General features: G+C 68.5%; 10 protein-coding genes. All 10 read right to left on the reverse strand.

Annotation, left to right across the window (positions count from 1 at the left end; all coding sequences use genetic code 11):
• Nucleotides 1–83 precede the first annotated feature (83 nt).
• A complete protein-coding gene (locus AC6EI8_RS01435) occupies nucleotides 84–1529 on the reverse strand; it encodes a 3-deoxy-D-arabino-heptulosonate 7-phosphate synthase (RefSeq protein WP_498381074.1) in 1446 nt (481 codons plus the stop codon).
• A 181-nt stretch (nucleotides 1530–1710) separates the two neighbouring features.
• Nucleotides 1711–2829 carry an NAD(P)H-dependent flavin oxidoreductase gene (locus AC6EI8_RS01440; RefSeq protein ID WP_149319930.1) on the reverse strand — a complete coding sequence of 373 codons (1119 nt, stop codon included), beginning with the start codon at nucleotides 2827–2829 and terminating at the stop codon, nucleotides 1711–1713.
• A 26-nt stretch (nucleotides 2830–2855) separates the two neighbouring features.
• Nucleotides 2856–3743 carry a LysR family transcriptional regulator gene (locus AC6EI8_RS01445; protein WP_498381076.1) on the reverse strand — a complete coding sequence of 296 codons (888 nt, stop codon included), beginning with the start codon at nucleotides 3741–3743 and terminating at the stop codon, nucleotides 2856–2858.
• A 229-nt stretch (nucleotides 3744–3972) separates the two neighbouring features.
• Nucleotides 3973–5439: an MFS transporter gene (locus AC6EI8_RS01450; protein WP_498381078.1), complete on the reverse strand. Its 1467-nt coding sequence runs from the start codon at nucleotides 5437–5439 to the stop codon at nucleotides 3973–3975.
• Between the two features lie 203 nt (nucleotides 5440–5642).
• Nucleotides 5643–6596, reverse strand: coding sequence for a VOC family protein (locus AC6EI8_RS01455; protein WP_226105132.1), 954 nt, complete (start codon nucleotides 6594–6596; stop codon nucleotides 5643–5645).
• Nucleotides 6597–6796: 200 nt separating this feature from the next.
• A complete protein-coding gene (locus AC6EI8_RS01460; protein ID WP_226105134.1) occupies nucleotides 6797–8155 on the reverse strand; it encodes an MFS transporter in 1359 nt (452 codons plus the stop codon).
• Between the two features lie 113 nt (nucleotides 8156–8268).
• Nucleotides 8269–9180 carry an alpha/beta fold hydrolase gene (locus tag AC6EI8_RS01465; protein WP_498381079.1) on the reverse strand — a complete coding sequence of 304 codons (912 nt, stop codon included), beginning with the start codon at nucleotides 9178–9180 and terminating at the stop codon, nucleotides 8269–8271.
• Nucleotides 9177–10916 (reverse strand): benzoate-CoA ligase family protein, encoded by a 1740-nt coding sequence (locus AC6EI8_RS01470; protein WP_498381080.1) that lies wholly within the window; start codon nucleotides 10914–10916, stop codon nucleotides 9177–9179. Before AC6EI8_RS01470 ends, AC6EI8_RS01465 begins: the two co-directional genes overlap by 4 nt.
• A gap of 104 nt (nucleotides 10917–11020) precedes the next feature.
• Nucleotides 11021–12589: a 3,4-dehydroadipyl-CoA semialdehyde dehydrogenase gene (locus tag AC6EI8_RS01475; RefSeq protein WP_498381081.1), complete on the reverse strand. Its 1569-nt coding sequence runs from the start codon at nucleotides 12587–12589 to the stop codon at nucleotides 11021–11023.
• Complete coding sequence (locus tag AC6EI8_RS01480) at nucleotides 12586–13080, reverse strand: DUF4863 family protein (protein ID WP_149319935.1); 495 nt, start codon at nucleotides 13078–13080, stop codon at nucleotides 12586–12588. Before AC6EI8_RS01480 ends, AC6EI8_RS01475 begins: the two co-directional genes overlap by 4 nt.
• Nucleotides 13081–13170 lie beyond the last annotated feature (90 nt).

Genomic DNA, 13170 nt, shown 5'->3' on the forward strand with positions numbered 1-13170 from the left:
ATCGATCATCAGGCACGGTGGCCCGTGTCGCCGATCGCGGCCAGCAGGGTATCAGGCGCGTTGATCCGTGTCGCCGATCGCCGTCAGCAGGTATCAGCGCGTTGGCCCACGTCGCCGATCGCGGCCAGCAGGTCGTCCGCGTGGACCATCAATTCGCGTACGCGCCGCAGCGCCCGGTATTGGTTCAGCACGGCGCTCCACTGCGGCGATTCCAGCAGTTGATGCCAGACCGGCTCGAGGTCGCGCGAATCCGCCGGCTGCGTTTCGATCAGCTTGCTGGCGAATTCGAGCGTGGCCGGTGCGGACAGCAGTTGCATCCGGCTGGCAGCGCTCAGCACGCGTGGATTGGATTCGCCGGGCGCATCGCTGCAATACAGGACCTTGCTGGCGAGGCGTGCCTCGTCGGTCGGCAGCGCGCTCAGCGAGGCGCCACGCAGGCGCACGGTGCCTTGTTCCGTCTGGAATGCGTACGTGACGTGGTTCTCGGCGTGGGCGAGCAGGCGCAAGCCGCGCAGCAAGCGAGGGAGATCCGTCGTGGCGGCATCCACGGAAGCCTTGGCTTCGACGAGCAGGCAGACGTCCCACGCCGGTGTTTCGTCGTCGGCCTCATCCTTCGTGCTGGCCTGCCGGAGCAGTACCGCATCCCATTCGGTCTTGGCCCGCTCATGGCTGGCCGGCAGCGACGCCGGCACGCGCATCGAGGTCACCACGCGGTAAGGCGCCGACATTCCCTCTGCGTCGTTGAGCCGCTGTGCCAACGCCCGCAGCGCCTGTGCGGCCAGCGCTTCGGCGGCGGCCCCGCGCTGCCGCGAGGAAGCGCCCTGCGCCGTCGCGGTGGCGGTTCCCGAGCGAGGACCTTGCCGGTCCCATAGCGACCGATATTGGCGGACTTGCGCATCCGAGCTCAGCGCTTCGAGGCGTCGCAAGCGTTCCAATGCGGGGCTGTCCAACAGTTGCGCCAATGCAGGTTGCAGCGGCGCTGCGTTCGGCATGGCGTTCGGCGCCTCGTTCGAGGTCGCCGGCATGGCGAGCAGGCGTCGAACCGTATCGTGCAGCGCCGCCCACGAGGAAGCCGAGGCCGCCGCGTGGAGCTGCGTCATTGCCTCGCGCTGCGGGCCAGAAGCATTCCGCTGCGGCTTGTTCGGGTGGGCCACCGCGTTGACGACGGCCAGCACCAGCCTGCGGTCCTGCTCGGCACGGGCCGCCAGCGATGCGTACTCGCGCACGTGGGGCACCCGATGCCGAAGGACCATCGCCTGGAAAGCCGGGTCGCCCGCATCCGGCCGGATCGCGTCCCGCACCATGCGCGCGAGCGATTCGACGAACAGATGCTTCAGTGCGGCGCCCGGGATTTCGCCGTTGGCGAGGGCGAGGCGCGCCTGCTCGATGGTCACCGCCAGCGCCGTCGCCGGATTGGCCTCGTGAATCCGTTCCGATACGGCGCCGATCGCCAGCAAGCGATACCGGCGTGCGACGGCGCACAGCGTGTTGTCGAGCAGGGCGGGCGGTGGCGGCAGCGGCAGGGACATGCGTGCAATGGTAGCAATGACTCACGCGCCCAACGACTCCAGCGCCAATGAAGCCCGCACCAATGATGCCCGCACCGGTTACGCCCGCGCCGATGGCTTCAGCACTGATGACTCCAGCACTGATGACGCCCGCACCCCAACGCGCCCCGATGTCCCCCGGGGCAACCGCCACGCAGTCCTGTTAGCCCGCGCGCGCCATGGCACCGAGGCGCCCGAGCACGTCGTCCAGCTCGGCATTCAATGTCGCCACCAGTTCCGCCGCCGGCAGCGAACGCGCCAACGGTGCCGCCTGGCCCGCCCATTGCGCGGCGAAGTCCGCGCTGCCGGCCGCCTTGGCCGCGGCGTGAAGCGCCTTCCCGGCGTCATAGGTGATCGGGTAATCGGGGATCGGCGGCGCATCGGCCGCGACGCCCAGTTCGGTGAAGCGATTGACGAAGCCCCGCGCGGCGCGGCCGGAGATGGCGCGCGTCAGCGTGGTGGGACGCGTCTGCTCCGCCAGCAGCGCTTCGCGATACGCGGCATCGGCCACCGTCTCGGGGCATGCCACGAACGCGGTACCGAGCTGCGCCGCTGTCGCGCCCAGGGCCAGCGCGGCCGCGATGCCGGCGCCGTCCATGATGCCGCCCGCCGCGATCACCGGCAGGCCGGTCTTGCGCACCAGCAGCCGCACGAGCGCCATCGTGCCCAGTCCTTCGTCGAAGCCCTGCGTATCGAACACGCCGCGATGGCCGCCGGCCTCGACGCCCTGCGCGACCACGGCATCGATGCCGGCCGCTTCCACCTTGCGCGCTTCCGCGATCGTCGTCGCCGAGGCCAGCAGCACGATACCCGCCTCGCGCAGCGCATCGATCCATGCCTGGTCCGGCAGACCGAAGTGGAAGCTGACGACCGCGGGCTTTTCCTGCAGCAGCATCTCGTACATGGCCTCGTCGGCGACGAAGCTGCGATAGATCTCGCGCAGCGAGGCCGGCGGGGTCGCGCCGAATTCGGCGAAGCGCGGCGCCAGGTAGTCGAGCCAGCCGCGTTCGCGCTGCGCATCGGCCTGCGCTGGCACATGGCAGAACAGGTTGATGTTGAAGGGGCGATCGGTCAGCGCGCGCGTGTCGCGGATAGCCTGGCGTGCGGCATCGGCGTTCATCGCGCCGACGCCGAGCGAGCCGAGGCCGCCGGCGTTGGAAACGGCCGCGGCCAGCGCCGGCGTGCTGACGCCCGCCATCGGGGCCTGGATGATCGGCGTCGACATGCCGAGCCGGGCCAGCAGCCCGTTCTCAGCGGAAGATTCAACGGAAGAGGGGGTCATCGGATGCTCCTTCGGGATCGGGCCGCTCAGCCTTGGCGCAGCTCGTGCAGCAATGCTTCGTAGGCGGCGGTGGTGAAGCCGGCGCGCTTGACCAGGAAGGTATGCGCGGAGCGCACCGGCACGGTGTGGAAGTCGTCGCTGTCGCGATGCAGCGCCAGCAGCGATTTGGGCAGGATGGCGAAGGCCGACCCCGCGCTGACGCAGGCCAGGATCGCGTGATAGGAGGGCATTTCTCGCACGGTCAGGTTGCGGCGCAGGGCCTCGTCGGCCTGCGCCAGCCATTCCTCGGCGCAGCGGCGGTAGGTGCAGCCGCGCGAAAAGCCGGCGAGCGTGCGCAGCCTGACGTCCTGCGGCCGGCGCACGCGCGGATGGCTGGCCGGCAGCACCAGCACCAGTTCCTCGGTGAACAGGAACGTGCCTTCGAGCCCCGGCGCCATGTCCGCCATCGACAGCTGGCGCGGCGAGCCATTGCCCGGGTGCGCGACGATCGCGCAGTCGAGCTGGTGCAAGGCGACCGCATCGGCCAGCGCCTGCGCGGTGCCGGTGCGGATCTCGACGTCGACCAGCGGATAGCTTGCGTGATAGCGGGCCAGCGGCTTTGGCAGGCGGGCCGCCGCGGCGCTTTCCATGGTGCCGAGCCGCAGCTTGCCGGTGGGCACGTCGTGCCGCATCGCCTGCCGCGCTTCCTCGGCAAGCGCCAGCAGCCGCTCCGCATAACCAAGCAGCTTTTGCCCTTCGGCGGTCAGCGTCATGCGCTTGCTGTCGCGCTGGAACAGCGTCACGCCGAGGCTGTCCTCGAGCTGCTTGATGCGCGTGGTGACGTTCGATTGCACGCGATCGAGCGCGCGGGCGGCCCGCGTGACGCTCTGCTCCTGCGCCACGGCGCGGAAGATTTCCAGTTCGGCCAGTTCCATCCGGATGCGGCGCGGTGTCTCGCGTCGTTCTCAATTCAGGAATGAAGATGGATCAAATATCCTGTATCGAGAACGATAAGTCAAGGCGACCACAAAGGTCGAGGCGGCCACGAAGGATCCCCGAAGGACCCACAAAGGACCCCCAAAAGCAAAAAGGGAGAACGCAGTACGCGTTCTCCCTCCTGGAGCGTTCGACAGGGTGGTCCGGCGTGGCCGGCCCCCAGTCCGATCAGAAGTCCTCGGCGTCCACGTCGTAGTTCGCCGGCTCCCAGCGGATCGCCAGCAGCGCCAGCAGGCCGGCCAGCGGCGCCAGCGCGATGACCCAGAACACCTTGGTGCTGAGCGCGGCGGCCAGCACCGGGAACAGGAACAGCGACAGCGTGGAGCTGGCGCGCATCAGCGTCTGGTTGAAGCCCACGCCCACGCCGCGCAGCGAGGTTGGGTAACTCAGCGAGGCATAGGTCATCGTATGCGCGCCCGGACCGAAGCCCTGGCCCAGCAGGAACACGGCCAGCAGCGCGATCGCCGCCACCACTTCGCTGACCCCGTCCGGTTTGCCGACCAGCGCCAGGCCGACCAGCGCGGCCAGCTGGAACGCGTAGCCGACCACGGTCAGCTTCCACGCGCCGACCCGCGGCACCAGCCGCACGCCGATCAGTCCGCCGACGAAGGCGAACAGCAGGTTCAGCGCCAGCGAGATCAGGATCGTGTTCAGCATGGTCTGCGCCAGGAAGCTGGCGATGATGACCGGCAGGCCGAAGGCGACCGCGTTGTAGGCGAACGACGAAGCGATCGACATGGTCGTCGCCAGCACCGTGCGGCTGCGATAGACGCCCTGCAGCAGCACCGCGTAGTTGCCCCAGGACGCGGCGCGCTTGGCGGGCTTGGCAACCGCGTCGGGTGCAACCACCGCGTCGATGCCATAGGACCGCTTCAGGATCCGCGCGGCCCCTTCAAGGTCGCCCTGGTTGGCGGCCCACACCGGCGATTCGCTCATGTACTTGCTGCGCACCGCGATGATGACCAGCGCCGGCACCGCGCCGAAGCCGAGGATGATGCGCCAGAGCAGCCCGCTGTGCGACTCGGGCAGGACCGCGTAGCACAGCAGCACCAGTAGATACGACACGCAGATCGCCGCATACCAGGTGGGGCACCACATCGCCACGCGCGAGGCCTTGTTGCCGCGGCCCTGCAGCTTGGAGAACTCGGCGAGGAACGCCATCGCCACCGGCAGGTCGATGCCGACGCCCAGGCCCATCACGAAGCGGGCGCCGGCCAGCACGTATTCGTTCGGCGCCAGCGCGCAGGCGATGGCCGCCACCACGAAGAACAGCATGTCGGCCATGAAGACGCGATAGCGGCCGATGCGGTCGGTGAAATAGCCGCCGAGGAAGGCGCCGACGATGGCGCCGAAGGTGATCGCCGACGCGACCATGCCCGTGCCGGCCGGCGTCAGGTTGAATTCGCGGGTGACGTCCTTCAGGCCGAAGGCCAGCGCGCCGAGGTCGTAGGCGTCTAGGAACACGCCGCCCAGCGCGATCGCGACCACCATGCGCGCATTGCTGGCCTGGGCGCCGCCCTGGTTGACCAGTTGCGAGACATCGGCGGCGGAGCGGATGACGGCCTTGTTGGGTGGAGCGGCGGTGGCGGCCGCCTGTTGCGCTTCGGCAGGGGAGAGGGTGAGGTCGACGGACATGGGGATCGTGATGGGAGCATGCGCCGCGCGCCGGGAGAGGCGGCGGCGCGGCGAATGCTACGCCAGCACGATCGCTGATCCAAATGACTTATTGTTATATCTTTAAGGACGCTGGAATTCCGGGCCTTGGGGCGTCCCGTTTCCCATGTTCGGTATATGTTTCAAATGTTCCGTGGGCCTTGCGGTCTTGCCTGCATGCCGTCTTACGGCCGGCTGCTTCCCGTTCCCTCGAAGGCCGAGCGCAGCGCTGCCGCGTCCAGCTTCTTCATCTGCAGCAGGGCTTGAACCAGCCGGTCGATGCCCGCCTGGTCGCCGGAGCGCATCAGCGTGTCCATCTCCGCCGGCACGATCTGCCACGAGATGCCGAACGGATCCTTGCACCAGCCGCATACCTCGGCTTCGGGTACCGCGGAGAGCTTCGACCAGTAATGGTCGATGCTCGCCTGGCCCTCGCACGGCACGACAAACGAGATGGCCTCGTTGAAGGCGAAGCCGTGCGGGTAGCCGCTGTCCATCGCCGCCATCCACGTATTGCCTAGCCGGAAGTCGGAGAACATCACCGAGCCCGCCGGATTCGGCTCCATGCCGGGCCCATAGCGGACCAGTTGCCCCGCCTGCGAATCCGGGAAGATCTCGCGCCAGAACTCGCCCGCCGCCTCCGCCTTGCCGCAGGCATCGCCGGTGAACATCAGCGCCGGCACGATCGGCGGCCGGGATTCGCTCGACGTATCGGTCAGCATCAATTGCCAGGACAGCCCGTAGCGGTCCTGTATCCAGCCGAAGCGCGCGCTGAAGGGGTAGGCGTCCAGCGGCATCAGCGCCTGGCCGCCATCGACCAGCTTGTCCCACATGGCATCCAGCCGTTCGCGCGCCTGCGGATCGCGGCCCGGATCGAACAGCACGAAGAAGGAGATCGACGGATTGAAGCGGAACATCGGTCCCGCCGAGATCGCCATGAAGGGCTGGCCCCATAGCGTGAACCGCACGAGATCGCAGTCCCCGGAGGGCGTATTGCGGATCTGACCGACGAAATCGACGGCCGAATCCGGAAATACCGATACATAGAAGCGCGCCGCTTCGACGGCCTCCTTGTCGTACCAAAGGTGCGGGACAAGGGTGGGCGGTGAGGCGACAGGCGGGGTGACAGGCGTGGTCATGTGCCGGGCTCCTTTTCAGGCATCTCGAAAGGAAAACGGCGCCATGCCGGCCGCCGTTTTGCGATGAAACTCCAGAGTAGTCGCCGCACGCGTCCGGCACAAATCCTGGGCGCAAAAAATCCCCAGGGTGGAGTGCCCTGGGGATCGGGTATTTCGGGATCGCGTGTTTCAGGGCCGCATGTTTGGGCGGCCCGGCGCCGCTATTTCTGCACGGCTGGCGCCGGCGCCGGCGTGCGCAGCGCTGCCTCATGACTGGCCGAGGCCGAACGCCGATGGTCGATCATCGAGACCGCCAGCGCGGCGATCACGGCCGGAATCGCGATGGCGACGAAGTTCTGCTGCAGCGGCAGCGCCATGCCGACCAGCATGCCGATCACGATCGGGGCCAGGATCGCGCCGCTGCGGCCGACGCCCGACGCCCAGCCGATGCCGGTGCCGCGCGCGGCCATCGGATAGAACTGGCCGGCATAGGCGTACGTCACGATCTGCGTGCCGATGGTCGACGCACCGGCCAGGCCCACCAGCACGAACAGCACCGGCGTCGGCACCGGGTAGCCAAGCAAGGTGATCGAGACCGCCGCCAGCGCGTACATGCCGACCAGCACGTGCTTGATATTGAAGCGGTCCGCCAGCCAGCCGCCGCCGACCGCGCCGATCATCGCGCCGAAGTTCAGCACCAGCACGAAGGTCAGCGCCGAGCCCAGGCTGTAGCCGGCGCTGGCCATCAGCTTGGCCAGCCACGAGCTCAGCGCGTAAACCATGAACAGGCACATGAAGAACGCGACCCAGAACATCACGGTGCTGAAGCCGCGGCCGTCCTGGAACAGCTTGCCGATCGGCGCCTCGCCGGCCTTCAGCTCGGGCAGCGCAAAGCGGTCGTCCGCTTGCGGCCGGTAGGACGGCTCCAGCCGGCTCAGCACCTTCTTGACCTCGTCCAGGCGTCCCGAGCGGATCAGGAAGGGCATCGACTCCGGCAGCGACTTCATCACCATCGGGATCAGCAGCACCGGCAATCCAGCGGCCAGGAACACCGATTGCCAGCCGTAGCTCTCGATCAGGCCCTTGCCGACCACCGCGGCCAGCATGCCGCCGACCGAATAGCCGCTGAACATCAGCGTGACCATGGTGCCGCGGATCTTGCGCGGCGAGTACTCGGTCATCTGCGCGACGACATTGGGCATCACGCCGCCGATGCCCAGGCCGGCGAGGAAGCGCGTGACGCTGAACGTCACCGGATCGCTGGTGAAGCCGGCAGCCGCGGTAAAGACCGAGAACAGCACGATGCAGATGGCAATGGCCCAGCGCCGGCCGATGCGATCGGCGATGGTGCCCAGGAAGATCGCACCGAACATCATGCCGAACAGCGCGGAACTGACCATGAAGCCGGCCTGCGTCGCGTCGACGCCCATCGACTGCATGATCGACGGCAGGGCGATGCCGGCCACGGCCAGGTCGTAGCCGTCGAAGATGATGATCAGCGCGCACCAGAACAGCACGAGCCCATGGAAGCGGTTGAAGCGGGCCTCGTCGGCCAGCTGGTGGACGTCGATTTGACGCATGGTTGTCTCCTTGCAGTCCGGTTTCTACCGGCTCTGTGATGGGTGAACGATCGGGTACGGGGCCGACGGGGCCGCCAGGACGCCGCGCCGGCGTTCCCGGCGGCGTGCGGCGACTATTGCGGCAAGTTCTGCGGCAACTCTTGCGGCAACTCTTGCGGCAACTCTTGCGGCAACTCTTGCGGCAAGTCGTGCGGCGACCGCGTGATCGGCGCCATGGCTGTCGACTGCGGATCGCGCACGAAATCGACGATCGCCGCGATCAACGCGTCGGGCTGATCGCGATGGGGCGAATGGCCGCACTCCGGCAGCTCCAGCAGGCGCGTCTGCGGCACGCGGCGCGCAATGCCGCGGATCTGCTCCAGCGTGCCGTACTCGTCGTCGAGCCCCTGCACCGCCAGCAGCGGGCAGGTGATGCTGGCAATCTCGGCCTCGATCGACCAGTGGCGGAACGGCGGATGCAGCCAGATGCCATTCCATCCCCAGAAGGCCGAGTCCGGATCGTCGTGATAGCGCGCCAGCCGCTGCCGCAGGTCGGTATTGAGATAGGCTTCGCGCGCCTTCTCGATGCTCGAGACCGACAGGTCCTCGACCAGGATGTGCGGGGCCAGCACGATGGTCCCGGCGACGCGCGACGGAAACCGCGCCGCGTACAGCAGCGCGATGGAGCCGCCATCGCTGTGCCCAAGCAGCCAGGGCGGTTCGGCCTGGGCGTCGATGCCGAGCGCCGTCAGCAGCGTGGGCAATACCTCGTGCGCCTGGCGGTGCATGAAATCCGGATGCCACACCTCGTCCGCGGCCCGCGGCGTCGAACGCCCATAGCCGGGCCGCGAATAGACCAGGCCGCGCCACCCGAGCGCCTCGCAGACGCGCTGCGGAAAATCGCGCCACATCGCCACCGATCCCAGGCCCTCGTGCAGGAAGACCAGCAGCGGGGCGCCGGCGTTCTCCGTGCCCAGCCGCTGATATTCGATCCGCACCGGGCGGCCGGCCCAATCGATCTCGACGAATTCGACCGGCGCGCTCATTGCAGCCCCGCCAGTGCCAATTGCCCACTCGGCGAGATCAGCACGTTCGACGCGACGTCGCGGCCGCAATCCATGGGCTGCTGTCGCTGTTGCTGCTGCTCCTGCTCCCGCAGCCGGAAGCGCTGGATCTTGCCGGTCGCGGTCTTCGGCAGGCTGTCGACGAACTCGATCAGGCGCGGGTACTTGTAGGGCGCCAGCCGTTCCTTGACGAAGGCCTTGAGCTCGGCGTCGTCGCACTGCGTACCGGGTTTGAGCACGACAAAGGCCTTGGTGCGCGTCAGCCCCTGCGGGTCGTTGACGCCGATCACCGCGGCCTCCAGCACGGCGGGATGCTGCATCAGCGTGGCCTCGACCTCGAACGGCGAGACGTAGATACCGCTGACCTTCAGCATGTCGTCGCTGCGGCCCGCGTAGCAGTAGGTGCCATCGGCGTTGCGCACGTACTTGTCGCCGCTTTTGGTCCAGCTGCCCTGGAAGGTCTCGCGCGACTTGTCGCGATTGCCCCAATACATCAGCGCCGCGCTCGGGCCCTGGATATAGAGGTCGCCGACCTCGCCGTCGGGCACCGGCCGGCCTTCCTCGTCGCGCAGTTCGATGTTGTAGCCGGGCACTGGCCAGCCGGTGGTGCCGTAGCGGACCTGCCCCGGGCGATTCGACAGGTAGATATGCAGCATCTCGGTTGAGCCGATGCCGTCGATGATCTCGCAGCCGAAATGCGCGGTGAAGCGCTGGCCCAGTTCGGCCGGCAGCGCCTCGCCGGCCGACGAGCACAGCCGCAGCGCCACCTGGTCGCGCGCCGGCAGCGCGGGCGAGGCGAGCATGCCGGCATAGCCGGTGGGCGCGCCGAAGAACACCGTGGTGCGATGGTCCAGCCAGCGCCGGAAGATCGCCTCGGGCGTGGGCCGCTCCGCCATCAGCACCACGGTGGCGCCGACGCTGAGCGGAAAGGTCAGGCCGTTGCCCAGGCCGTAGGCGAAATACAGCTTGGCCGCCGAGAAGCAGACGTCGTCCTCGTTCAGGCCGAGAATCGGCTTGGCGTAGAGCTCCGCGGTCCAGTAGGGATTGGCCTGGCTATGCAGCACGCCCTTGGGCCGGCCGGTGGAGCCGGACGAATACAGCCAGAAGCCGGGGTCATCGGGACCGGTGGCTGCGGCCGCCGGCTGCGGCGCATGGTCGGCGATCAGCGCGTCGAGCGAGACCATGCCGGCAGGAAAGGTGCTCCCATCGCCGTTGGCGCCCTCGGGGCGGGACACGATCACGTGGTCGACCTCATGGCCGCCTTCGCCCATCGCCTTCGCCATGGCCTGCTCCAGCACCGGCAGCAGTGCCGCCGACACCAGCGCCGCGCGGGCGCGGCTGTGCTGCAGCATGTAGGCGTAGTCGTCGGGCGTCAGCAGCGTGTTGACCGCGACCGGCACGATGCCGGCGTAGATCGCGCCGAGGAAGCAGACCGGCCAGTCGCTGCAGTCGTGCATCAGCAGCAGCACGCGTTCCTCGCGGCGTACGCCGAGGGCTTGCAGCGCGGTCGCGAACCGGCGCACGCGCTCGGCCAGTTCGCTGTAGCGCAGGCGGCCGTGGTCGTCGATATAGGCGGTCTTGTCGCCGCGGTGCGCGTTGGCTTCCAGCAGGTGCTGGGCGAAGTTGAAGGGCGTGGTGGGCGCGACCACCGGCGGCGGGTCCGAGCCTGGCGCGGTGGCGGTGATCGTGGTCGCGGTAGTCGTCGTTGCGGCTGCCATGCGTTGTCTCCCCATCTGTTCTATGGATGCTGCGAATGCTGCGAATACTGCCGGTGATGCGATGTGCTGCGTGTCTCCTTGCAACTGGTCCTGGCAGCGGACCCCTACAGCCGGTCGAGCACCGCCGTGCTGGCCTGCACCGCGCTGCGGCGATGGTAGAAGTTCAGCGCCCGCAGGCCGCCCAGTTCCTCGCCGCCGCCGGCGCGGCCGGGGCCGCCGTGCAGCGATTGCGGCATCACGTTGCCGTGGCCGGTATGCAGCTGCGCGACATCGGGCGAGATCACGTGGACGCGGCCGTGGCTGTCGGCCAGCTGAAGCGCCGCGGCGGCCAGCGCGGCCGGATCGCTGCCATAGAGCGACGCCACCAGCGAGCCTTCGCCGCGGCGCGCCAGTTCGAAGGCATGGCCGGCGTCGATGCTGTCTTCGCCTTGCCGCTCCCGATAGGACATCAGCGTGGCGACCGGACCGAACACCTCGATCTGATGCACCAGCGCATTGCCGTCGGGATCGCGCGTGCCGAGCAGCGTCGGACCGATGCAGCAAGCCACGGCCGGATCGGCGTCGATCAGCGCCTGGCTCGCGCCGTCATGCAGGGTTTGCGTCTGCGCCTGCAATTGCGCGAGGCCCTCGCGCACGGTGGCGAGCTGCGCGCGGCTGACCAGCGCCCCCATGCGTACGTCCGGGTTGCGCGGGTTGCCGACGGTGACTTCACGCAGCTTCGCGACGATGGCTTCGGCGGCGGCGTCGTACAGCGACTCGGGCACCAGCACGCGGCGGATCGCCGTGCATTTCTGTCCCGACTTGACCGTCATCTCGCGCACGACCTCGGACGCCAGCAGCGGCAGCGCATCGTTGCCGCCGGCCTCGCGCGGCAGCAGCAGCGCCGAGTTGACGCTGTCCGCCTCGATATTGACGCGCACCGAGCGCTGCGCGATGGCCGGATGCGTGCGGATCTGCGCGGCCGTCTGCGCCGAGCCGGTGAACGACACCACGTCGAAGGGCTCCAGCGCGTCCAGCAGGCCGTCGGCGCTGCCGCAGACGATCGACAGCGCGCCAGGGGGCAGGATGCCCGCCTCGACGACATCGCGGACCATGCGGTGCGTCAGCCAGGCGGTGGAGGTGGCCGGCTTGACGATCACCGGCACGCCCGACAGCAGCGCCGGCGCGGCCTTCTCCCACAGGCCCCACGAAGGGAAGTTGAACGCGTTGATGCACAGCGCGACGCCGCGCGTGGGGACCAGCACGTGTTGCGACTGGAACAAGGGATCCTTGCCCAGGCGCGCCGCCTCGCCATCGAGCAGATAGCGCCGGTCGCCCAGCGTCTCGCCCAGCTTCGCATAGCAGCCCAGCGTGAAGATCGCGCCGTCGATATCGACCGCGGAATCGCGCTTGACCGTGCCGCTGTTGGCGGTCGCGATCTCGTAGTAGGCGTCGCGGTGTTGCTGCAGCACCTGCACGATGGCGCCCAGCAGCGACGCCCGTTCGCGATAGGTCAGCGCCCGCAGCGCCGCGCCGCCTTGCTCGCGCGCGAAGGCGAAGCCTTCGGCCAGATCGAGCCCGGTGGCATCGACACGCGCCAGTTCGTCGCCCAGCACGGGGTCGAACAGTGCCGTGCCCTTGCCGTTGCCATGCTGCCAGCGGCCGGCCAGATAGCTCGGTAGCGATTCGCTCATGCTGCCTCCTGTCGGGTGAAGTCGATGCGCCCTTCGGGCAGCAGATAAAGAACCAGCGCGCGCCCGTTCGACACCGTGGGGCGATGGGCGCTGCCGGGCGGGCACACCAGCCAGCCGGCGGGCCTTCCGTCGAAGCGGGCCTCGCCCTCGATCGGCATGATCAGGTCGATCTCGCCATTGGGATGGGTGTGATGCGGGCCGGCGATGTCCTGCATGTCGACCACGTCGACCGAGAAGCCGTGCAGGTCGTCGGCGGGTTTGAAGATGCGGCCGTAGCGGATGCCGCCGCCTTCGCGATCGCACAGCCAGCCTTCGGCGACGCCGGTTTCGCAGGCGGCCTTCAGCGCGCGATAGGACTCGGTATCGGGGCCGTATTCGGCGTTGAGCCAGGCGTCCAGCTCGGCGTCGAGCGGACGGCCCGCAAGGCGGGCCGTCAGTTGCGCCAATTGCTGGCGGAAGGCCTGGGCGGCCGGTGGGAGGGTGGGGGACATCGGCAAGCGCTCCGTCAGATCGGGAAGAACGTCACCGGTTGGCGTAACCGGTTTGCACGTCCGCGGTGTTCAAGTCTGCGGTTTGCACGT

It is taken from the genome of Cupriavidus sp. R6-3 (assembly GCF_059772245.1).